Below are 21956 nucleotides of genomic sequence, written 5' to 3'. Positions count from 1 at the left end.
CGGCGGAGCAGGGTGGGGGCAACAAGTCGGGGTCACCGATGGGCAACTCCCTTCCGTCGCGCCCGGCCGCGCACCACACTGGTCGCGCGGCCATCGCCCTGTTCTCCGTCGTACGCGTACCGTGGCTCTTCGATGGAGCGTCCCGCGATGGCCGTCACCATGCACAGGCTCTGACGCCAGGCCCGTTGATCGTCATCGATGCCAGCTCCCGGCGGATCCGTGGAATCCGCCATGCATCGGGATTTTTCCCTTATGCCGTTCGGTATCCGCCGGAGGCGGGGCGGCGCGAACACCCCTACGATCGGGTACGCCGCCTCGGGAAGGGATACGCATGACCGACAGCGCCCTGTGCGCCTGCGGGGCACCGCTCGACGAGCGTGACCGCCAGATCCGCTTCCGCCTTCCCGACCCGGTGCTGGCCCTCGATCCCGCCGAGCTCGAAGCCGGCCGCTGGGGCAACGACGTGATGATGGCGGTGGAGAACGTCGGCACCTTCGTCAGGTGCCTGCTGCCGGTCCGGCTCTCCCACGGGTTCTCCGCCACATTCGCCTTATGGCTCGGCGTGCACCCGGCGGACCTGCAGGCGGCCTATGACGTGTGGACGGCGCCCGAGTACATCGATTTCGAACTGTCCGGATTCGTGGCCAACGCGATCGAGCCCTGGGGCGCGGACCTCCTTGCCGCCCCGGCCCGCGCCGTCGTCAAGGACCCGGAGCACGTGCCGTACATCGTCGAGAGCTCCCACGACCTCCTCGCCCAGGTGATCACCGAAGAGTGGCCGCACCACGAGGTGATCCGGTGACCCTGTGAACGGGCTCTCCCCTGCCGCCCCGGCGCGGCTCGCCCGGCACCGCACCTCACGCGGCCACCACCGGGACCAGGCTCAGGCGCCGGGCGAGCGCCGGGTACCGGTGGGACGGCGGGCCACGAAGACGTACTCGCGGCTGTCCTCGGTGAAGGGCTCGCCGGCGAAACCGCCGTACAGCGCCTCCAGCTCCAGCCCGGCGACGTCGATCAGCCCCAGCCACTCGTTCTTCGTCGCCCACCAGGACGAGCTGGTCGAGCCGTCGTCCAGCACGAGGTCGATGCGGTTGTCGCCCACCGCGTACCGGATGGTGTGCGGCACGGGCGTCTCTCCCCGCGCGCCGTCGGCACGGGCGGCGAGGTGATGGTCGAAGGCGAGGGCGTTCCAGGCGAAGCGCCCACCTGGAAGGAGCGCGGCGGCGACCCGCTCGAACGTACGGCGGCGGTCGGCCCAGGTCGGCAGATGCTGCAACGACCGGAACGGGCAGTAGACCAGCGCCGCCGGCTCGTCGAGGGCGAACTCGCGCATGTCCCCCGCACGCAGGTCGAGCACCACTCCCGCCGCCGTCGCGCGGGCACGGGCCCGGGCGAGCATCGCCGGTGAGGCGTCGACCCCGACGACCTGCCGCCCGGTCGCCCGCGCGACGGGGATCGCCACCCGTCCGTCCCCCACCGCCAGCTCCGCCACCGGCCCGTCGGCCTGCCGCGCGAGCCCCACGTAGAACGCGATGTCGGCCGTCATGTGCGCCGACCATTCCGCGTACCGTTCGGCGAAGCTCTCATCCCATGTCGTCGCCATCCCCTCACGATGCCACGGGAGAGCGACGCTGTCGCTTCTGTACAAGACCGGGAGCGCTCGTTCCCTCTAGTCTCTTGTCGCGCGCGGGAGATGCCCGCGAACAGCCACTGAAGGAACAGAATCCATGGGCAACATCATTTCCAGCTTTTTCATCTCTCTTGACGGCGTAGTGGAATCGCCGGACCAGTGGCACTTCCCGTACTGGAACGATGAAATGGGCGCGGCGGTCGAGGGCGGCATGCAGAGCGCGGCGGCCATGCTGATGGGCCGCAAGCTGTACGACGAGTGGTCGTCGTACTGGACGACCACGGACGCGGACCCGGACATCGCCAGGACCTTCAACGAGCTCCCCAAGTACGTCCTGTCGAACACTCTGGAGAAGGCCGAGTGGGCGAACACCACGATCATCTCCGGTGACGTCGCGGCCGGGGTCCGCGAGCTCAAGGAGCGGATCGACGGCGACATCAACATGTCCGGCTCGGCCACGACCGTACGCTGGCTCCTCGCCAACGGCCTGCTCGACCGGCTGAACCTGCTCGTCCACCCGATCGCCGTCGGCCACGGCCAGCGCCTGTTCGAAGACACCCCGACCCACCCGCTGAAGCTGGTCACGTCGGAGACGTTCCAGACGGGCGTCCTCAACCTGAGCTACGTCCCCGACACTGCCGGGTGAGTGCCCCCGGCAGATCGAGAGACTGAGCTTCGGCACCGGAGGGTCACTCGATTGCACGATCTCCAGGGGTCTGGCTCCCCGGCCGGCTTCTCAGGAAGTTACGGGCGTCGAGCATCAGTCGCAATCGGCTGGCGTCCCAAAGAGGTCGGTTGATGTCCGCGTTCACGCGCTCGCGAATCGCGGGCTCACACGCGGAGAGGACCGAACTCAGGTAAGGATCCGTGGCCTCCTCCGCGTACAAGATCCGCAACAGCCACAGAGGCGCCTGCCCGACATCCCAGTCGGTCCGGCTTCGCCGCAGCTCGGGGGCGCAGCCCTGGCCCGTCGCCGACAGCAGACATGCCAGATCCGTGGCGTCCGGCGTCGATCGCAGCGACGTGAGGCGCGTTGCCGCGCGCCCGAGCGCGTCGGCGCCCCAGCCCGGCTGATTCAGTCCGGTCGCCGCCCAGGCGACGGCCGGCGCATAGGCGACGTTGGGCGCTATCGGCGGTTCGCCGACGGACGCCGAAGGCGCTCCCGCCTGGTTCAGTATCCGGCACGCCCGTCCGGCCTGGAGCCAGTGCGCTCGTTCGTCACTGACGACCAGCTGGCCGACGAGAGTCTGGAGCGCCGTGGCGAGTGCCCGCGAAAATCGCGGCACCGCCTCGGGGATCATCTCGCCGAGCACGTCCACCAGCGCGCAGAGCGAGGCGACGTCGAGACGCTCCGCGAGCCGCGCGATGTCGTGACCGGCCAGCTCCTCGAGAAGCCGCTGGGCACCGGCCGTGTTCCCCAGGGCCGCCATCGTGCGCGCCAGCTCGATGGCATCGACCACATCCGTGCTCCCGGCGAACGCCAACCGGCCGACGACCCGTTGGACGTTCACCTCTCCGGCCGCGGCCAATCCCCATCCGGCGTCCCAGGCGGAAATCATCCTCAGCAGCGCCGTAATCGCGCGAGGGCTGCTGAAGCGAGGCAACCCCTGGATGCGGACGCGATAAACCGGTTCGATCCAGGCGCTGCCGAACTCGCGTGTGACTCCGACACTCAGCAGGTCGCGGGCAGCGGTCGACTGGGTGACCGGATTCTGAATCTGCTGGATCTCACCGCGGAAGACGAAGGTGGCGTGCTGGTCGGCCGATACGTCCGCCAGCAGATCCCTCGCGAGCTGCGGACGCACGTCGTGGATGGCGCGCAGCATCGCCGGCGCGCAGGTCGGCTCCCCCAGCAGCGCACGGCGCAGCCGCGCCATCAGGATGTCCGCGACGCGACCGCCGATCGTGACGTGGCTGGGCGTGTCTCGCAGCCGATCGAGCGTGTCGCCGGCGGTGGCCCGGTCGATCGCTGTGAGGTGACGGATCGCCTGGACGAAGGCCTCCTCGTTACGCACCATGCGCAGACGGCGCGCCCACTGGTCCGCGCCTCCGGTCGCTGCGGCGATCTCGCGGCCGACAGCCGGTACGTCGGCGTCGGTCAGCGTACGCGCGACCTCCGCGCACACCTCCAGCGCCGCCGTCGGGCTCGACGTGGCGAGACCTTCAACGAAGGGCGTCAGCTCCCACTGCTGCAGGAAGAGTGCCGGCAGGTCCGGATGAACCACCCGGCCCAGCCGGTGGAACACGGCACGGGCATGCGCGGTGGTCGCCGATGTCATACCCGAGAGCAGGTCCTGCCTGCGGAGCTTGTTCCGCAGCTCGCTGAGAGCGACAGCCCCGAGGTGCGGCTCGCTCACGAGCCGCAACGCGATCTCGGGGCCCCATTGTTTGCGCCCCCGGCGCACGGCGTCGACGACGACCGACAGCGCGTCGCTCAGCACCTCACTCCGGTAGCTCGCCTGTGCGTCCCACACCCCCTTGATGACGTGGTAGCGGACCGACGTCCGAGGATCGTAGTTGAGCAACTCGATGATCCGGTCGGCGCCGACCGCCTCGGCCATCTCCGTCGAGAAGACGCTGCCGCTTTCCCTGAACAGGTCTTCGACCGACCGCGCGGCGGAGAGAAGTTGCCCGATGCCTTTGGCGTCCCTCGCTTCGCCGGCCCGCCGCGCGAGCACGCGAACGAGCATGCCGGAAGGGCCGTCGTTGAGTATGCGGTACGCCGTGTACACGTTCGCTCTGGCCACCGCGTGAATCAGCGCCGCGGTGTCGGTGGCGCCCGCCTGGGTGATGAGCAGCTCTCTGACGAGGTCAGGGAATTCCTTCCACTTCGTGAGCAGCCACGTGCCGAACTGGGGGATCGGCGCGCGGATCCCTTGCAGCCCGAGCACGAGCTCGGACGCCGTGGCGGACCTGAACGCCTGGTTCAGCGCGGTCTTGTACGCCGGGAACGTGATCTCCCAGTCGTGGTCGACGAGGCTGAGCCTCAGATTCATCGCCTCGAACAACACTCCGATGCCGTCGGCCGAGTCCGGCTTGCGCTCGAGCAACTGCTGCACGGGCTCTTCCTGGTCCACCGGGAAATAGGGCGCTTCGTGCCATGTCTTCCTGGCCGCCCGGCGATACAGCTGGTCCACTCTTCGCACCAGCCGGTAGTCCTCCACGCGGACGGCGAGACCGTCCAGGACGTCGAGGGCGCGCTCCGCCACCAGGCCGGTGGCGTCGTCGCGGTTCAGCCGTTCCAGCGCGGACAGCATCGCGAAACGCTCGTCCGGGCGCCCCTCGACCTCGTCGAACGCCTGGCTGACCCCGTTGATGAACCACGCCACGAGCTCGTCGATGACATCACCCGCCAGCAGATACTCAACCTGCTGGCAGGCGCGCATCAGGGCCAGCAGCTGGTCGGGGGGAAACTGCGTGCTCCCACGACATGCCCTGGTGGCCATCTGCGTGACCACCTTCTGCGCCGTACGGTCGGGCATGAGATCGCTGAGCTCCACCATGCGGGCGACGCTCAGGAGGGGTGCTGTCAGCACCCATTCGTCCAGTGATCCGTCCTCGCCCGCGGCCTTCAACAACGAGCGGCACGCGCTCTGGTGGTACAGCCGGACACCATGCAGCCGTTCGACCGCCAGCTTGTCGCCGGCCCGCAGTAAACGGTCCAGGTCGGGTCCGAGGTGCTGGGTGAGCACGGTGTTGATGGCCTTCCACCGCGGCTCCCCCCGCCCAGCGGGCCTGTCCTCGGCTGCCTGCAGGGCGAGCATCGCGACGCAGTCGTTCGCGCTGGTCATCCGTAGGGTCCCCGGACCTCGCCCGGGTCCGATGCCGAAGAGCCACCGATCATCGTCACTGATCGTGTCGAGCCGCTGCTCCTCGACGTCCCCGGACACCAGGCTGACCGCCGCGGTGAAGACCAGTGCCTCGCGGTCTTCTTGCCACATCTCCCGGAAGCGGGCGGATCGGCGCGAGGCGAGGTCGGCGTCGCCGCTCATCAGCCTCGTGAGCATGCGGAGGTCGACCGGGACACCGGAGTTCAGAGCGGCGAGCGCCGGATCCGGGTCGAGTGAGGTGTCAGCGGCAGCGAGGTCCTCGACGAACCGCCTGCGCGCCTCCTGGCCGACCACCGCCGTGGCCACGTACGCGTTGTCGGTGTCCCAGTCGACGGACGAGTTCTCGGCGTACTCCAGCACTCCCAGGACGGTGATCCGGAGTTGTTCCGCCACGAAGCGCAGCACTTCGGAGGCGTTGCCGTCACCGGTCGGCTGCAGATCCTCGAAGACCAGCAGCCAGCGACCGGACTGATCGGCGGGGTGGGCCGCCGCGGACACAGCGTGGTCAGCGATCCGCAGGGCGCTGTGCCGGTCGGGAAGTTCGCGGGTGGCTCCGGTGATCACCTGTACGGTCCAGGGCCGTTTCCGCCGGGCCAGGCCCGCGGCCAGCCGACGCACGATGACGCTCCTGCCGCTGTGCCTGGTGCCGCCCAGCATCGCGACCGTCCCGGGGCCGCTCTTGTCGAGGAAGTGGCGTTCCAGCTGCCGCACCTGGCTGATCGTGCAGTCGGGGATCGGCTGGTCCTCGGGTGTCCGGCTCCAGTCGACGAAGTGCCAGCCCAGCAGGTCGAGCTCCTGCTTGTGCGCGTCGCGCTTCTTCTGCGACCACTGCTCACCCCACACGATCGACGCGGCGCCGTCCAGCGTTCGTGGCGCGGGAAAGTTCCGGGGAGGTGAGCCGTCGCCTGGATGGCACTGCCAGCCCGTCGCCGTGGGCACCAGCAGGTCTCTGCGCACTGCTCGGGCGGCGTCCACCCGCGGATCCAGCTCGGACGGGGAGAGGGGCTGGAAGTTCGTGCCGTCGTAGCGTCCGGCGCTGACCAGTGGCGAAGGGCCCAGGCCGAAGATCTCGCTCAGCAGCCACAGCGCCATCGGCAGGTCGGTGGCCGCCTCCGAGAGGGCGACCGGGCTCGGCCAGCGCACGTGGGGCATGAAGGGCCAGGACTCCGCCGCCGGCTCCCTGCTCGGATAGGCGGACAGGACGGCGTCGACCGCGGCTTCGACCGCCGGCCGCTCCGTCGCCTCCAGGGCCGAACTCCAGCGGGGGTCGCCTTGTTCGTCGACGGTCAGGACGACGAACTCCCCGCCGGGGCCGCCGACCAGTACTTCCCCTCGGGAAGCGCCGGGCAGGTCTCCCTCGGGCACCGTCCCCGCTACCAGGTCCGCCAGTGTCATCAGGTCATGCACCACGTCGTCGGACATCCCGGCGTCCATCGCCGCCTCGGCCAGCTCCATCAACACCGCGGCGCCGCCGAGCGCGCCGGCCCAGCGAAGGACCTGCTCCCGCTCGGCATCGGGCGAGTGCTCAAGCAGCGGCCGGACGACGGAGGCGTGGAAGTAGGTCAGGTGTCGCCAGACCGCATCGCCCGCTCGTATCGGATCAGCCAGAATGGCCCTGGCGAGGACCAGGCCCGCCGTCAGCCGGTCACGTTCTGGCGCCGAGGCGCGGATGTTCTCCGTCACATCGCTCCTACAAGCTTCATCGACAGCAGTCCGCACGTGCGCGCCACGAGCAGCCGGTTTCCTCCGTGCAGAGCCATCTCGACCGCGGGCTCGTCGAGCGGAAGCCGCGCCGGGGCCGCGGAGCGGGTCAGATCGTGGATCTCCAGCCAGCCGGAGCGGCCGGTCGATCCACCGACGACCGCCGTCGAATCGTCGAGCGCGGCGGCCCTCGTCTCGGCACGGCGAGCTTTCGTCAGCACCACGCTCTGCCGGCCCAGGCTGCGCAGGTGCAGATCTCCCGAGGCATCGAGGATCAGCCCCTGGTTTCCGCTCTCGGACACCGCGACGGTGAGCGGACGGTGCGGGACGGGGAACGGCGCCACCGACCCGCCTGACGATTCCCCCAGCCTCAGTGAGCGGATGTGGCCGGACGCGGACGTCAGCCACACGACAGGTGCGGAGTCCGGCCCCGCCGTACGGACGGCGACCAGTTCGGCATCCATGGTGGTCAGCTTGCGTACGGGTTCCCCGTCGCCCAGCATGCCGGCCCACGCGGTGGCTCCCGACGCGACGACCACACGGCCGCTCGGATGCAGTGACAGGAGCAGCGGAACCAGCCGGCTGCCGGTGCCGCCCGCGCCGCACGGTGGGACGAACTCCGGCAGTGCCGTCGGCGGCGCGTCCTCATGGCACGGGACCAGCCAGATCTCCCGCCTCCATGTCGAGACCAGCGCGACGGCTCTGCCTCGGACGACCGCGACCGTAACGTCTCGCGGGTTTCCTGGAACGGTTACCTGCCCGCGCAGCCTGGCGCCGTCCGAAGGATCCCAGAAGGCGAGTGAATCGTCGTCCTGGACGGTGACGATCGCCGCGTGAGGGCCTGCGGCGGTGACACTCATGTGCGTCACGCGAGTCGTACGCGCGTTGTCCGGCTGCACCCACTCGACGTCCACGGAGTGCTGCCGGTGATTCCCGGGCTCGGCGCGCCGCGACGTCCGGAACGCGGTCACGAGGGGCATGACCGAGAAGCGTTCCGCTCCGATGCGCAACATCAGGGCGCGGTCGGCGACGGAGGCGTTGTGCGGCACGAGCGACCACATGTGAGAGCGCGGCCCGCGATCCCCCCGGGCATGGAGCTGCTGCAACGCCCTGGACACCACCACCGGCGGAGCATCCAGCAGGAACACGGGATCGTCCAGCAGGCTGCCGGGCAGCAGGCCAAGCGCGGCCGCGCGCGACACCAGCGTCAGGACACCGGAATCGACCGTCCGCCAGTCCGTCGTCCCCCAGTCGGCGACCTGGGGCAGGCGCTGCAGGAACTCCTCCGGCTTCTGGTGGCCGCCGCCCTCCGGATGGCCGAAGCGAGCATGCCAGCGAGCGGACCCGTCCGCGGCGGGTCGGCATTCCACGAGCGAGCGCATCAGGCCCGCGGCGGTGATGACGTCCTGAACGCCGACGCGCGGCCCGCCCGGAGCCGAAGCCGCGGCAGCCCACTCCAACGCCGGCAGGGCGACGGCGTCTCCGTATCCGCACAGCGCCGAGAGCGCCGACACGATGCCCTTCGCCTTCTCCCCCAGTACGGCGCCGACGCGCTCCCGGCAAACCCGATGCGCGGCCGCGTCCAGCGCCTTGGTCGCCTGGTCCACGTACCTGCTGACGGAGGTCTCACCAGCGGGGAGACGTGGCAGGGCGGTCACGGTGACGGCCACCGCCCACTCCGCCCCCGTGCGCGCGGCGAGCGCGTCGACCGCCCGGTCGAGCTGTTGTCCCCTGGCGCCTGGAACGGCGAGCTGGACCTGGAGCCGGAGGTACTTCCGTACATCCTGCACGCACTCGTCCAAGTGATCGTCGAGGTCATGGACCCGGGAGTCCGCCTCGACAGGGATCCGCGACGAGGCGGGCAGGCCGACGACCAGACGGACGCCCGGCACCGACCGGAGCGTTGCGAAGAATCGCGACCACACCTCCGGTTCGGTGGCTTCATCCAGATCGTCCAGCACGAGGGCGAGAGGTTCGGGTGCCGATCGCAGGACATCGGCGAGTTCTCGTTCGCCGTTCGAACCGGCGAGTTCCCTGAGCAGCATGGCGGTGGCCTGGGACGGATCTCCTCTGCCCGCGGCCACGGACAGCGGCAGCGCCGGCCAGGCAGACGTGACCTCAGCCGGCATCGAACGCCGCGTGTCCTGGTGAAGCGTCAGGACGAGGTGCCCGAGCAGTGCGCTCCTTCCCGCCCCCGAGCTCCCGGTGACCACGGCGACGGGATCACCGTCCACACCCATCAGGTGCTCGCGCAGCTCGTCAAGCAGGGCGGCACGGCCCCCGAAGAAGAACCCGGGCAGGTCCGCAGCCGCGACTCCCCGTGCACTTGCCACCCAATCGGCCGGAAGTGGTAAGCCACGGGGTGGTGAAGAGCTCTGATAACGGGGATTGGGCAGTGCCCGGCACCGCCCGGCGGAGTGACCGCCGGTGATCCAGACGGATTGAGCCCCCTTGAGTTCCTCGTTGACCTTCTCGGCGATGTCGGCGGGATTGAGGTAGCGCTTGGTCCAGGACGGTTGTACCGCCCGATCGACGATCTTTTCGAAGGCGGTCGCGAACAGTCCCTGCCGGGCCCTCTCCAGGCGACGACTCGCACCGATCCCCCAGAACCCCACGGTCGACGTCCAGGTGTTGACCTTCCGCGCCTCCTGCAGGATGGCGTCGAGGCCGGGCTCGGCCGAGCACGCGTCGATGATGAGCACGATTTCCCGAAGTGCCTTCCACTTCTCGTGCTCGAGGTTCACGATCAGGGAGGCGGGGTCGAACGGGGTCCCATCCGGCAACAGCAACCGGAACCGCTGGCTTTGGAACAGGCCGTGCCCGGTGCAGTAGATGACCAGGGTCTCGGCATCGACAGGGGCTTCGCGGGCGCAGAGGCCGGACGCGAGTACATCGTGCCTGCGTTCCTCCGAGGTGAAGGGAAGGTATTCCCGCAGACCGAGTGAGGTCAGGCATTGTCGCATGGTGCTGAGTTCCCTCGGCACGCCGTCGAGATCGTCGAGGCCGTAACTCTCGCAGACGCCGTCGTCGTGCTTGCCGACCCCCGAGAGGCAGAAGATCCCTCGCGGTCTCATGCCAGCGCCACCTCGATGGCGCGGGAAGTGCGGACATTCGCCAGGTAGACCAGCGCGGAGTGCGCCGACCTGCGGGGATTGTCGCAGGGCAGATCCCGGACATCCGGCGAGTACAACGGGGCCAGCTTCTTCACCATGGCCACCGCGTCGTGCCGGGCGGCGATGTTCGTCCACGAGCGGACCTGCCCCGGCCATCCGAGCGGCCCAGGGCGCTGGAGCAGGCGTCGCCGCACGGGCTCCAACCCCAGGGGTGATCCCAGGGTGATCAGTGCGGGCGGGTTCTCCGGCTCGTTCTCCCGCAGCCATTCGTAGGCGATCACGCTGCCCAGCGAGTGAGCGATGACCACCCGCGGCGACTGCTCCATCACCGCCGACACCTCAGTGTGGACGAGCTTGCGGAAATCGGGGTCGGTCAAGTAGCGGTTGACCTGTTTCACGAACGCGATCGCCCGGCTGTCCCGGCCGTCGAACAGGTCGCTGCGCTGAATCGCCGCCAGGGCGCGCTGGACCATGCCCGGCAGGTAGAGCTTGGTCCCGGTCCCCTCGTTGTCGCCGCCCGCGTCCTCTTCGAGCCCGTCGCCGATGGCGATCAGCAACTCCTCCTCAAGGCCCGGGGCGATGTCGATGGCGGCGTATTCCGGCTCTCCGCCGGCCTTGCCGTCGTTGTACTCGTGGCCGTAGAAGGCACACTCGAGTGACAGTGTTCCGGTGTGCCGACTGCGAATGTTCGCCAGGCCGTCCACCATCGCCGTGTGCCAACTTTGCTGCATCGCCGAGCGCTGTGACCGATGCATGTTGATGCCGTGAATTGCAGCGATGTCGACCATATTCTCCCCAAATGCCCAAACCTTCACCGACTTGGCCGCCTGGCCCGGCATCAGAATGACATAGCCCCAGCGGGTGAGCCGGGCCGATATCGCAGTTGTTCGGGGAGGTGCCGACCGGGCCGGACGCGGCGTGACCCGTTCAGGTTTCCCTTCGGAACAGGCAGAAGGGGTGGCCGGCGGGATCGAGGTAGATCCGCACGTGGTCCTGGGGCTGGTGGTCCGCGAGCACCGCCCCGGCCGCGGCCGCGTGGGCTCCGGCGGCGTCGAGGTCGTCCACCTCGATGTCCAGGTGCATCATCATCTGCTGCTCCCCCGCAGCGGACGGCCACGTCGGCCGGGCGTAGTCCGGCTCGGTCTGGAACGACAGCCCGGCGCTGTCGTCGGGGGCGCGCAGCGCCACCCAGTCGGGTTCGTCGTCCCTGACCGTCCAGCCGAGCAGCCGCTGGTAGAACGCCGCCAGTGCGCGGGCGTCGGGTGCCCCGAGCACGGTGGCCGTCAAAGTCATCCGCGGTCTGTCGACCATGCTGCCTCCCAGCTTCCTCATGCGACGTCCGAAATCAGCGGTAATTGCCAGTCTGGATCACGCCAGCCTTCATCACACCCCTATCCGTAACGTTCCCTTCGCACGATTCACTCGAATAAGGGAACACTTCATGGATCTGCAGCTTTCCGGCCGGATCGCCGTTGTCACCGGCGCTTCCCAGGGCATCGGGCTGGCCGTCACCCGTACCCTCCTCGGCGAAGGCGCCCGCGTGGTGGCCGTTTCGCGGAGCAGCAGCCCCGAGCTGGCGGCGCTCGGCGGCGATCTGCTCCACGTCCCGGCCGACCTGATGGACCCCGAGGCCCCCGCCCGGATCGTGGACCGGGCCGTGCGCGAGTTCGGCGGGCTCGACATCCTGGTGAACAACGCCGGCGGACCGCCGCCCGGCGTCGCGCTGCCGCGCTTCTCGTTCATGGCGCCCACCGACGAGGACTGGCGGGTGATGTTCGAGTTCAACCTGTTCGCGGTCGTACGCGCCATCCGGGCGGCCATCCCGCCGATGCTCGCCCGCGGCGGCGGCTCGATCGTCAACATCTCCTCGGGCAACGCCCGCCTGCCCGCCCCCATGAACGTCGACTACAACGCCGCCAAGGCCGGTCTGAACAACCTGACCAAGGCGCTGTCGGAGGAGTTCGCGCCCCAGGGGATCCGGGTGAACACCGTCTCCCCCGGGCCGGTGCGTACGGCGTGGTGGACGAAGAGCGGCGGCGCGGCCGACATCATCGCCGCCCAGGCCGGCACCGACCGCGAGAGCGTCATCACCAAGGTGGCGCCGGACATGATGAAGCTGACTACGGGCCGCCTGGTCGACCCCCAGGAGGTCGCCGACGTGATCGCCCTGCTCGCCTCACCCCGCTCGGCCAGCACCACCGGCGCCGACTTCGCCGTCGACGCAGGTTTCCTCAAGCAGGTCTGACTGGGGTTGCCAACCCCGGGCTCGTCCTTCGCCGGGGAGCCCGCGGCCTCGTAGTGTGCCTGTGGAAAACCCTCGCAACCGAGAAGGGTCGTCCCATGGCACAGCACCTGTCCGCTCTGATGACCGACGGGTCCTGGGGCGTCGCAGCGCATCTCGTCACCCGGCGCGGGAGGTGACGGCATGCCTTCGTCCTTCGACGTGGTGTTCGTCGGCGCCGGGCACAACGCGCTCGTGGCCGCCGCCTATCTGGCCAAGGCCGGCCGCAGCGTGGCGCTGCTGGAACGTTCCGAGACACCGGGCGGATTCGTCCGCAGCGAGGAGCTGACGCTGCCCGGTTTCCTGCACGACACCTACTCCGCGCTCCACCCCGTCCTGGCCCACGGACCGGTCTTCGCCGAGCTCGGCGACGAGCTGTCCGAGCTGGGCCTGCGTTACCTGCAGGGCGGGGTGTCCACGGGAGCGTCGCTGGCTGACGGCCGCAGCGCGGTCATCCCGACCGATCCCACCGAACTGGCCGCGGAGCTGGACCGCCTGGGCGAGTACGAGGGATGGACGGGGCTGTTCGCCGACCTCGATCAGCACCTCGGCTCGCTCTTCCCGCTGCTGGGCATGGACCTGACCACGCCCGAGGCGGGCGCGTTGCTGGACGGGCTGTACGAGGAGGGCGCCACGAGCGCGCTGCCCTTCCAGGAGCTCGTCACCGGCAGCGCGTTCGACCTGATCACCGACCGGTTCCACACCGAGGAGCTGCGCTCGGCGTTGCTGCCGTGGCCGCTGCACGTGGGCATCGCCCCGCACGACGCCGGCGGCGCCCTGTGGGCTTCGGTGCTCGCGGCCGCGCTGGCCGCGGGCAACCCGGCGCCCGAGGGCGGCAGCGGGCGGCTGGCCACCGTACTGACCGCACTCGTCGAACGGCACGGCGGGACGGTGATCACGGGGGCCGAGGTGGACGAGGTCCTGGTCGGCGGGGGACGCGCCGCCGGCGTGCGCACCACGGACGGCGCGGTGTACACGGCCGCCCATGCCGTCGTCGCCACGGCCGCCCCCGACCAGCTGTACGCCAGGCTCCTGCGCTACGCCCCCGGCATCCCGGCGGGCGTACGCGACCAGGCGGCACGGTTCCGCTACCGGCGCGGCTGCTTCCAGGTCAACCTGGCGCTGTCCCGCAAGCCGCATTTCACCGACCCCCGCCTCGACCGGGGCGGCGCGGTCAACCTCGGCCACGGCGTCGGCGAGCTGATCAGGTCCGTGCGCCAGGCCGAGGACGGCCTGCTGCCCGCCCATCCCTCCATCTCCTGGCACGAGCCCACCGCGGTCGATCCCGGACGGGCTCCGGCCGGCTCGGCCGTCGTGCGGCTCCAGGTCCTGGAGGCGCCGCTGCGTCCGGTGGGTGACGCCGCCGAGGACATCGCCGCCGACGGCCGATGGACGGACGAGGTGAGCGAACGGTTCGCCGACCGGGTGGTCGCGGAGGCGAGCCGGCACGTGGCCGGGCTGACCGGCATGATCCTGGCCCGGCACGTGCTCAGCCCCGCGGACCTCGCGGCGGCGAACCCGAACGCCGGGCCGGGCGACAGCACCGCCGGCCACAACGCGCTGACCCAGGGGTTCACCCAGCGGCCGGTGGCGGCTCATCGCGGCGGATACGCCACCGCCGTGCCCGGCCTCTTCCTGATCGGCGCCGCCGCCTGGCCGGGGCCGGGCGTGAGCGGCGCTTCAGGGCGGGCCGTCGCCCGGCTGCTCCTGTCCTGACGATCTTGTGCCAGGGGTTCCATCGTCCCGTGGAGGCCCGTTCTGGGAGAACGACGCTACGCGATCGGGCTGTCAGGAACGTAAAGTCGGTCCCATGAAGATCGGCTGGGAGGAAACCCCATGTTCGGCGTGGGCTGGGCCGAGTTGGTGATTCTCGCCGTCGTGGTGCTGGCGATCGTGATCGTCGTACTGGTCATGTTGTCACGCGACCGGCGCTGACTGTCGCTTCATGCCTCTGTAGCGCCTGAGCAGGGCGGTGATGCCGTCGTGATCGCGTGCGCCGTTCATCCCCCATCCAGCCGGTCAACACATCGACGAAAGGCGCGCGTTGTCCATCAAGGGTGTGATGTTCGACTTTTCCGGGACGCTGCTGCGGATCGAGCCAGTGGAGCAGTGGTTGCGGGGCGCCCTGGACGTCCACGGCGGGCTCGACGACTCGGAGATCGCCGCGTGCGCCGACCGTCTGGGGCGCATGGGCGCGCAGCCCGGCGGGCCCACGCCTCATGAGGTGCCCCCGCATCTGGCCGATCTCTGGCGTGATCGCGACCTGACCGATGAGTGCCATCGCGCCTGCTACACGGCGCTGGCCCGCGAGGCCGGGCTCCCCGACCCGGCCCTGGCCGACGCCCTCTACGAGCGCACCTTTCGCCCCGAGGCCTGGCACCCTTATCCGGACACGCACGACGTCCTCGCGGCGCTGCGCCGGCGGGGAGTGCCCACGGCTGTCGTCAGCAACATCGGCTGGGACCTGCGCCCGGTCTTCGCGTTTCACGACCTCACCCAGTACGTCGACGTCTTCGTCCTCTCGTACGAGATCGGCGCGAAGAAGCCCGACCCCCAGATCTTCCACGTCGCGTGTGACTCGCTGGGGCTGTCGCCCGACACCGTCCTCATGGTCGGCGACGACCGCGAGGCCGACACCGGCGCCGCCGCGCTCGGGTGCCCGGTGCACCTCGTGGACCCGCTCCCCGTCGGCGCCCGCCCGGACTCCCTGACCCCTGTCCTCGACCTGCTCGGCGGCTAGGGTTTCCGCCATGCCCGAACTGGAGCGCCTGCGCTGGCAGCTGGATGTGTCCTGGTCGCTGCTGTCCTTACACCTGAAGCAGGTCACCGACGAAGAAGCTCTCTGGGAGCCGGCCTCCAACTGCTGGAGCGTTCGCCGGCGGCCGGACGGCACCTGGGCGGCGGACTGGGCCGTGCCGGAGCCCGAGCCGATCCCGGCGTTGTCCATCGGATGGGTGATGTGGCACATCGGCTTCTGGTGGAGCCACGCCCACACCCAGTGCTTCGGGAAACCCGATGCGGCGCTCGATTGGTCGCAAGCCGCCGCACTGACCCCGTGGCCCGGCGACGTGGCCTCGGCGGTCAGCTGGCTGAACGAATGCCACGACCAGTGGACCACCGCCCTGAACTCGCTGAGCGAAACGGACCTGGACTCCACCGGACGAACCGGTTGGTTCGCCGACGGCTCCCTCCCCCTCGGCCACGTGCTCGCCTGGGCCAACCTCGAACTGATGAAGAACGCCGCCGAAATCGGCGCAGTGCGCCATCTACGCAACGCCGATCGCGCCTGACCGGCTCGGTGTGGTTGACGCGGCCGGGTGCGGCGTCCACGAGGGTGATCTCGTGGGCGCCGCACCGTGGTGCTACCCGGCTATGGACATGAGCGCGACGATCGCGTCAGTGTCGTCGCCTTGCACCGGGTCGTCGGCGACCCGGTGCGGGCGGACGAAGCCGCAGACGACGCACCGGTGGACCAGCACGAGTCCCTTGCCGCCGCGGTGCTCTGCACGCTCGGGGCGCATCATTCCGCGGCAGGCCGAGGCCCGGTCGCCGGGAGCGAGGTCGACGTGCTCGGACCACAGGCACGCCGGACAGTGGTTGCGGTAGCTCCCGTTGGTCAGCGGTGCGACGCTCGCTCCGCGGTTCTCGCACGTGAAGCCCTGGTTCTGGGCGGACCTGCTGATGGCTCTGCCTCCGGATCGAAGAAGTGATCTTCAATGGGGAGTGCAGGGTTCCGTTCGTTCTCGCCGCTCGTCCACGCTTGGCGTTCGGGCAGCTCCCAGGCTTGACGCGGGTGAGGGACCGGTTCACCGCCGTTCCCCCGCGTCAGAGGTCGGCGATTACTTCCGCGTCCTGCTTCACCGGGGCGTCTCTCAGCCGCCGGATCCGAACACCGGGCTTCAGGCTGCGGCGGTCACGGATGCAGGACGAACGGCGACGTCAGGCGTCGAGGACGGCCGGGGCGTCGTCGGCGCGGTCCAGCCACTCGGACAGCAGGGCGCGCTCGGCGTCGAGGACGGCCGGGGCGTCGTCGGCGCGGTCCAGCCACTCGGACAGCAGGGCGCGCTCGGCGTCGGTGAGCATCGGTAGCTTCGGAGCGAGGGCCCGGAACGCGACCGTCGCCGCGGTCGTGCCGTCGACGGCGAGCGCCGGCGCGTCGGTGAGGATCACCTGCATCACCGCTTCGTACATCGCGTCGGCGAGCTCGAGGTCCCGGTCCGCCGGCGGGATGGACAGCAGGGTGAGAACGGCGCCCGTGCCGGCGGCGTGGATGAGCTCGACGGCGCGCCGTTCGGTGACCCGCAGCCGCCCGATCGCCGCGACGCGGTGCACCCGGCCGCGCAGGACCTCCAGCCCGGCGACCGCCGCCGGTGAATGAGTCGTGCGGCTGGGATCGGTGAGCAGCCCGAACAGCGCCGGGTTGGCGAGACCGAAGCCGATATGCGTCTCCCACCCGGCCCGGAGATCCGCCACCGGGTCGTCACCGGCCTCGGCGAGCGCCTTTTCGGCGACGTAGGCGGTGAAGACGTGCTCGGCGACGGCGTCGAGCAGCGCGTCCTTGTCCTCGAAGAACCGGTAGATGGTCGGCGCCTGCATGCCGGCCGCCTGCGCGACCGCGCGGGTGGTGACCGCGGCTGCGCCCTGCTCGCGCAGGAGTCGTGCCGCGACCTCGACGATCCTCACTCGCGCCTCGTGTCTGCCGGCGCTCCCTGACCTGGCCTCGACCATGCTGCCAATGGTAACGCAGGCTTGCTATCCATGTTGCTATCACTGTTAATATCAGCGATTACAACACCGAACGAGGGGTCCACATCATGATCGTCATCACGGGCGCAACCGGCCTGCTCGGCTCCCAGATCGTCGAGCGGCTTGTCCAGAGGTTCCCGGCCGGCCAGGTCGGCGTCAGCGTTCGCGACACCGACCGCGCCGCCGACCTCGCCGCACGCGGGGTGCGGGTGCGGCGCGGCGACTTCACCGACCCGCGCTCCCTCGCCAACGCCTTCGAGGGCGCCACGCAGGTGCTCATCGTCTCGACGAACCAGAGCGGCGAGGCAGCCGTCGCCCAGCACATCGCCGCCATCGAAGCCGCGCGCGACGCCGGCGCGAGGCGCATCCTCTACACGAGCCACCAGGGCGCCGCCGAGGATTCGCTCTTCGCGCCCATGCCCGACCACGCCGCCACCGAGGGCTACCTGTCGAAGACGGGCACGCCGTTCACGGCGCTCAGGAACGGCTTCTACGCCGGCACCGTCCGCCTCCTGCTCGGCCAGGCGCTGGAGACCGGCGAGCTGGTCGCGCCGGCCGACGGCCCCGTCTCGTGGACCGCGCACGCCGACCTCGCCGAAGCGGCGGCGATCATCCTGGCCGACGAGGGCCGGTTCGACGGCCCGACCCCGCCGCTGACCGCGCCGGTCGCCCCCGACCTCCAGGACGTCGCCGGCATCCTCACCGAACTCACCGGACGCGTCATCCGCCGCGTCGTCGCCGACGACGCCGACTGGACGGCGACCTTGACCGCCCACGGCGTACCGGCGGATCGGGCCGACATGCTGCTCGGCATGTTCCACGCATCCCGCCGCGGCGAGTTCGCCACCACCGGTCCCGACCTCGAGAGCCTCCTCCAGCGCCCGGCCACCCCGCTCCGCTCGATCCTGGAGGAAGCCGTCACCCGGCGCTGACCATGGTTCACGCTCCGAGCGGGATGGGCTCGACCGCGTCGAGCAGCGCCAGATCTTCGGCGTCGAGGGTGAGGGCGCCGACCGCGAGGTTCTCGTCCAGGTGGGCGATCGAGCCGGTGCCGGGGATGAGAAGCATCCGCTCGTACCGTGCGAGCAGCCAGGCGAGTGCGACCTGCGTCGGGGTGATGCCGTGCTTGTTCGCGACCGCGCTCACACGCGGGTCGGCGGCGAGATGCTTCGGGCCGCCACTGCCGAATGCCGATCCCAGCGGGAAGTACGGGACGAACGCGATGGCGTGCTCGCGGCACAGCTCCAGGATGGCGTCGTCGGCGCGGTTCAGGATGCTGTACGCGTTCTGCACGGCGACAATGCCGGCCATTTTGATCGCGGCCCGCACGGTGTCCGCGTTCGCGTTCGAGATGCCGATCATGTCGATCTTGCCCTCGTCGCGGAGTTCGCCGAGGGCGCCGAGCTGGTCGGCCAGCGGCGGCTCCGTGCCGTCCGGGATGTCTCGCTCGAACCGGCGCAGGTTCACCAGGTCCAGCCGTTCGACCTGCAATGAGCGCAGATTCTCTTCCACCTGGCGCTTGAGGTCGGCCGGTTCGCCGCTGGGCAGCCAGGCGCCCTGCTCGTCGCGGACGGCACCGACCTTGGTCGCCAGCCGCAAGCTCTCCGGGTAGGGGTGCAGCGCCTCACGGATGAGGTCGTTGACGACGTCGGGGCCGTAGAACTGGGCGGTGTCGATGTGGTCGACCCCGTGCGCGACGGCGTGACGCAGCACGGCCTTGGCGGCCTCCGGATCGGCCGGCGGGCCGAAGCTGTTGGGGCCGGCGAGCTGCATGGCTCCGAAGCCGACGCGGTGAACGGGCTTGTTACCGAGGAAGGAGGAAATGCTCATGGGTCAACTGTGGTGCGTGGCCGGCGCCACAACCAGAGAACGCCTTTCGGTAGGAATGACAGTCCCACCTTCCGGACGTGAGAGCGCTCATCGGCAGGCCGACCGCGGCGCCTTTCATCATGAGAACCCCCGACAGCCGAAACTGTCGCTGACGGACTCTATGCTTCCCGCCCATGAGCGGAAACGAAACTCCTGTCGTGCAGATCAAGCGGATGGATGTGGAGGTGGAGGACTGCGGCCAGATCCATCTCCTGGACAATGGAGGCGACGGGTCAGGCGACTTCCCATCCCGATCCGTCGGGCTCATCGCGATGGAGGGGAGAGGCTTCGCCAGCATGCATATCGCCCTTCAATGGGGAGTGATTCCCTTCACGGTGGCCGTCGCCGATCGAGATCCGGGCGCCGACCTCGACGGCTACGAGGACATCGTGGAGATCGGTTTCGAGTCACCGTCGGGCGAGGCATTCCTGGCCGGATGGGCGATGGATTGGAATGAGGACAAGGTCTACAGCCTTCCTCTGCCTGCCGGCCCGGGGAAATACCGCTTGCGATATCACGCCCGAGGAATGGACGAAGAGAGCTATCGCGTAGACGACTACTACCTTCAGATATGGCCCGCACCTCAACAGGATCCCGCCGTGCTGAAAACCACAAGCCAGTTCTCCCGGTACTTACTGAACCTTTCCGAGTGAGCCTTGATCACGCTGCCCCTTGCTGATCAGCTCGATCGCTGCTGTGTCCAGCACGTGGGAGAACTGGGCGGCGACGTCGGGTAGTCGCCGACGAGTTCGCATCAGGTGGAGGGCGACGGGCCCGTGTCCTCACCGACCACGACCGCATTCCAGGTGCGGGCCGGGTCCTTCATGGCGTCGCACCTCCTCGTGAACCGCGGTCAGAAGGTGGCGATCGGGTTGACCGGGCTGCCGGACGTACCGGCGAAGCGGACCGGCGCGACTGCGAGGTGGAAGTCCCACTGGCCGAGCTCGGCAGCCGTCGTCGCGCACGCCTCCAGGTCGCAGTTGTCGAGCATCCACAGACCCATGGCGACGAGGCTCACGGCGTGAACCGGCATCAACACGTCTTCGTACCCCGACGGCTGAACGTCCTGGGGGGTGTCAGCGCCGATCAGTGCGACCTCCCGTTCATGCAGCCACGGCAGGCAGGACGCATGCCAGCCGGCCTGCGTGAAGCCGCCGGCCGCACCGGTCTCGTGCCGGGCGCGGCCATAGCCGGTTCGCAGGAGTACCGCATCGCCGGATCGCACCCGCACGCCCTGGCGACGCTCGGCCTCCTCGAGATCGTCGGGAAACACACCCTGCCCCGGTTCCAACCACGGCACATCCCGCACGCTCGCGATGTCCAGCAGGACGCCACGCGTGATGATCCCGTTCGCCGCCGCCGTGACGGCCGCCCACGCCGATCCCGTCGCGGCGCCGACCAGCGAGTGCGACCGCCCGTTGTACATCGTGCCGTCCCAGAAGATGTGGCACGGCGAGTCGACGTGGGTGAGGGTGTTGCCGTGGAACGTGATGCCGAGCCGCTCGGACGAAAAGCCCCAGCGCCGGTCGTTGCGGAATCCGGGCGCCGGCATGTTCTCGGCACCCGGCATGTCGGCGGCGCACGGGCACGTCGTCGTCGACCGCTCCATGTCTTCCGGTGCGGCAACCTCCCATGCGCACGACACGCTCCTGCCGTGGCGGACGGCCCGTGCCGCCGCCAGCCGGACGTCGTCGGTGATGTGGTTCAAGGTGCCGAGCTCGTCGTCGTCGCCCCACCGTCCCCAGTTCGACAGCGTGTTGAAGTACCCGAGCACGTCGTCCTGTGTAGGCATCGGTCGCCCTGTCGTCATCCCAGCATCGACTCCTCCGGTCACGTGGTTCGAGGCACCGCAGGCACGGTATCCCACCCACTCCTTCGATATGACCTCGCCGGGGGGCAAACGTTCACTGGACCCTAAGGCCCTGAAATCACACCAGATCGCGCCCCGGCGTCCAGGACGAAGCGGTAGACGATCGAGTCTCGCCGGTGGAAGCCGGCGCGTTCGTACAGGCGGTTCGCGGCCTGCCTGGACGGGCGTGAGGTGAGGTCGACGGTTCGGGCTCCTGCCTGTCTCGCCAAGGCGAGAGCACGGTCCGTCAGCGCCGCCGTGCCCGACGTGGTCGTGGAAGGAACGACCGTCGAGGACTGGCGGGCGGTGCTCGATCTCGTCTGCTCGCGAGGCTGGATCGGACGACGGCTCGGGAAGGCCGTGCTGATGAGCGCGGAAGGTTCGCGACATCCGGATCTCGGGTTCGACGGCCGACCGGGTGGTGCCGATGGTCGATCTCGTCGAGCTCAACTTCGATGCCAGTCGTCCATGACGATGACGGGGACGTCCTCGACGTCGAGCCAGTCGCTTTCGATGCCCATCCCGGTCTGCGCCTCGATGAAGGTGAACGCCGCGCTGCGTTTGCCTCGGTAATCCTCCGGGTCCATGCCGTCGAGCATGGCGCGGAAATCGGCCAGAACGCTCGGATCGCCCTCCCCGTGGCGTGCTCGGTGGTGATGAAATTGCGCATCTGCGCCCTGACCCGGCCGTCGGCCGCGTAGAGGATCGTGTATCCGCCGTTGAAGTGCCAGGTCGTCATCCACACGCGTGACTCCTTGCTGAGCTCGGCAAGGATGTGGTCGGCCGGGGGGAAGCCGTGCGAGAACTCCAGGCTTGAGTTCTATCGGTGAATGCGAATGCTGCAGAAAGGGACATTCGCATGCCTCGCTGGGCCCACAACAAGATGCCGACTGCTACCAAGAAGCGCTACTTCGAGCTGCTGCGACAGGGCTATAAG

Annotated in this window: 17 protein-coding genes; 8 read left to right on the top strand and 9 right to left on the bottom strand. The window is 69.5% G+C overall.

Annotated elements, in window-relative coordinates; translation table 11 throughout:
* Positions 1–331: 331 nt before the first annotated feature.
* Positions 332–802, top strand: coding sequence for a DUF2199 domain-containing protein (locus tag E1286_RS34175; protein ID WP_132619181.1), 471 nt, complete (start codon positions 332–334; stop codon positions 800–802).
* Positions 803–883: 81 nt separating this feature from the next.
* Here E1286_RS34175 and E1286_RS34170 read toward each other — a convergent pair whose 3' ends face one another.
* A complete protein-coding gene (locus tag E1286_RS34170) occupies positions 884–1603 on the bottom strand; it encodes a class I SAM-dependent methyltransferase (RefSeq protein WP_223190691.1) in 720 nt (239 codons plus the stop codon).
* A gap of 124 nt (positions 1604–1727) precedes the next feature.
* Here E1286_RS34170 and E1286_RS34165 point away from each other — a divergent pair, with 124 nt between their 5' ends.
* Positions 1728–2276, top strand: coding sequence for a dihydrofolate reductase family protein (locus E1286_RS34165; protein ID WP_132619179.1), 549 nt, complete (start codon positions 1728–1730; stop codon positions 2274–2276).
* A gap of 43 nt (positions 2277–2319) precedes the next feature.
* Here the strand turns inward: E1286_RS34165 and E1286_RS52220 are convergent, their stop codons facing one another.
* The 3 genes from E1286_RS52220 to E1286_RS34150 form a co-directional block, all read right to left on the bottom strand.
* Positions 2320–7569 carry a hypothetical protein gene (locus E1286_RS52220; protein ID WP_132619177.1) on the bottom strand — a complete coding sequence of 1750 codons (5250 nt, stop codon included), beginning with the start codon at positions 7567–7569 and terminating at the stop codon, positions 2320–2322.
* 2662 nt (positions 7570–10231) lie between these two features.
* Positions 10232–11062, bottom strand: a complete 831-nt coding sequence (locus E1286_RS34155) for a hypothetical protein (protein WP_132619175.1) — start codon at positions 11060–11062, stop codon at positions 10232–10234.
* Positions 11063–11201: 139 nt separating this feature from the next.
* Positions 11202–11585 (bottom strand): VOC family protein, encoded by a 384-nt coding sequence (locus tag E1286_RS34150; RefSeq protein WP_246075448.1) that lies wholly within the window; start codon positions 11583–11585, stop codon positions 11202–11204.
* A gap of 130 nt (positions 11586–11715) precedes the next feature.
* Here E1286_RS34150 and E1286_RS34145 point away from each other — a divergent pair, with 130 nt between their 5' ends.
* From E1286_RS34145 to E1286_RS34130, 4 genes are all read left to right on the top strand, one after another.
* Complete coding sequence (locus E1286_RS34145; RefSeq protein ID WP_132619173.1) at positions 11716–12519, top strand: SDR family NAD(P)-dependent oxidoreductase; 804 nt, start codon at positions 11716–11718, stop codon at positions 12517–12519.
* A 180-nt stretch (positions 12520–12699) separates the two neighbouring features.
* Complete coding sequence (locus tag E1286_RS34140; protein WP_132619171.1) at positions 12700–14271, top strand: phytoene desaturase family protein; 1572 nt, start codon at positions 12700–12702, stop codon at positions 14269–14271.
* Between the two features lie 346 nt (positions 14272–14617).
* On the top strand, positions 14618–15295 hold the full coding sequence (locus E1286_RS34135; RefSeq protein WP_132619169.1) for an HAD family hydrolase: 678 nt from the start codon (positions 14618–14620) through the stop codon (positions 15293–15295).
* A 10-nt stretch (positions 15296–15305) separates the two neighbouring features.
* Positions 15306–15845: a DinB family protein gene (locus E1286_RS34130; protein WP_132619167.1), complete on the top strand. Its 540-nt coding sequence runs from the start codon at positions 15306–15308 to the stop codon at positions 15843–15845.
* A gap of 72 nt (positions 15846–15917) precedes the next feature.
* On the opposite strand, the gene E1286_RS34125 is transcribed toward E1286_RS34130, so the two are convergent.
* Together E1286_RS34125 and E1286_RS34120 are read right to left on the bottom strand one after the other, a co-directional pair.
* Positions 15918–16238 carry an RNHCP domain-containing protein gene (locus E1286_RS34125; RefSeq protein ID WP_132619165.1) on the bottom strand — a complete coding sequence of 107 codons (321 nt, stop codon included), beginning with the start codon at positions 16236–16238 and terminating at the stop codon, positions 15918–15920.
* A gap of 256 nt (positions 16239–16494) precedes the next feature.
* Entirely contained in the window at positions 16495–17238 is a 744-nt protein-coding gene (locus tag E1286_RS34120) for a TetR/AcrR family transcriptional regulator (protein ID WP_223190690.1), read from the bottom strand.
* 131 nt (positions 17239–17369) lie between these two features.
* On the opposite strand from E1286_RS34120, the gene E1286_RS34115 reads away from it, so the two are divergent.
* Entirely contained in the window at positions 17370–18233 is an 864-nt protein-coding gene (locus E1286_RS34115) for an NAD(P)H-binding protein (protein WP_132619161.1), read from the top strand.
* A 7-nt stretch (positions 18234–18240) separates the two neighbouring features.
* Here the strand turns inward: E1286_RS34115 and E1286_RS34110 are convergent, their stop codons facing one another.
* The gene (locus E1286_RS34110; protein WP_187368259.1) at positions 18241–19131 is read right to left on the bottom strand and encodes an aldo/keto reductase; all 891 of its coding nucleotides are present in this window, start codon (positions 19129–19131) and stop codon (positions 18241–18243) included.
* 173 nt (positions 19132–19304) lie between these two features.
* On the opposite strand from E1286_RS34110, the gene E1286_RS34105 reads away from it, so the two are divergent.
* A complete protein-coding gene (locus E1286_RS34105; RefSeq protein WP_132619159.1) occupies positions 19305–19823 on the top strand; it encodes a hypothetical protein in 519 nt (172 codons plus the stop codon).
* 200 nt (positions 19824–20023) lie between these two features.
* On the opposite strand, the gene E1286_RS34100 is transcribed toward E1286_RS34105, so the two are convergent.
* Both E1286_RS34100 and E1286_RS34085 read right to left on the bottom strand, forming a co-directional pair.
* A complete protein-coding gene (locus E1286_RS34100) occupies positions 20024–20944 on the bottom strand; it encodes a cyclase family protein (RefSeq protein ID WP_246075447.1) in 921 nt (306 codons plus the stop codon).
* Between the two features lie 521 nt (positions 20945–21465).
* Entirely contained in the window at positions 21466–21762 is a 297-nt protein-coding gene (locus E1286_RS34085; protein ID WP_187368258.1) for a hypothetical protein, read from the bottom strand.
* Positions 21763–21956: the final 194 nt, after the last annotated feature.

Source organism: Nonomuraea terrae (assembly GCF_004348995.1).
Classification (GTDB): domain Bacteria; phylum Actinomycetota; class Actinomycetes; order Streptosporangiales; family Streptosporangiaceae; genus Nonomuraea; species Nonomuraea terrae.
The sequence above is the reverse complement of the archived record's forward strand: the minus strand, read 5'-3'. Positions and strand labels throughout refer to the sequence as shown.

Bases quoted from the DNA above. Each gene is read 5' to 3' on its own strand.
- E1286_RS34105 (WP_132619159.1), top strand. From the start codon at position 19,305: ATGAGCGGAAACGAAACTCCTGTCGTGCAGATCAAGCGGATGGATGTG.
- E1286_RS34170 (WP_223190691.1), bottom strand. From the start codon at position 1,603: ATGGCGACGACATGGGATGAGAGCTTCGCCGAACGGTACGCGGAATGG.
- E1286_RS34165 (WP_132619179.1), top strand. From the start codon at position 1,728: ATGGGCAACATCATTTCCAGCTTTTTCATCTCTCTTGACGGCGTAGTG.
- E1286_RS34145 (WP_132619173.1), top strand. From the start codon at position 11,716: ATGGATCTGCAGCTTTCCGGCCGGATCGCCGTTGTCACCGGCGCTTCC.
- E1286_RS34140 (WP_132619171.1), top strand. From the start codon at position 12,700: ATGCCTTCGTCCTTCGACGTGGTGTTCGTCGGCGCCGGGCACAACGCG.
- E1286_RS34150 (WP_246075448.1), bottom strand. From the start codon at position 11,585: ATGGTCGACAGACCGCGGATGACTTTGACGGCCACCGTGCTCGGGGCA.
- E1286_RS34175 (WP_132619181.1), top strand. From the start codon at position 332: ATGACCGACAGCGCCCTGTGCGCCTGCGGGGCACCGCTCGACGAGCGT.
- E1286_RS34115 (WP_132619161.1), top strand. From the start codon at position 17,370: ATGATCGTCATCACGGGCGCAACCGGCCTGCTCGGCTCCCAGATCGTC.
- E1286_RS34130 (WP_132619167.1), top strand. From the start codon at position 15,306: ATGCCCGAACTGGAGCGCCTGCGCTGGCAGCTGGATGTGTCCTGGTCG.
- E1286_RS34155 (WP_132619175.1), bottom strand. From the start codon at position 11,062: ATGGTCGACATCGCTGCAATTCACGGCATCAACATGCATCGGTCACAG.
- E1286_RS34110 (WP_187368259.1), bottom strand. From the start codon at position 19,131: ATGAGCATTTCCTCCTTCCTCGGTAACAAGCCCGTTCACCGCGTCGGC.
- E1286_RS34135 (WP_132619169.1), top strand. From the start codon at position 14,618: ATGTTCGACTTTTCCGGGACGCTGCTGCGGATCGAGCCAGTGGAGCAG.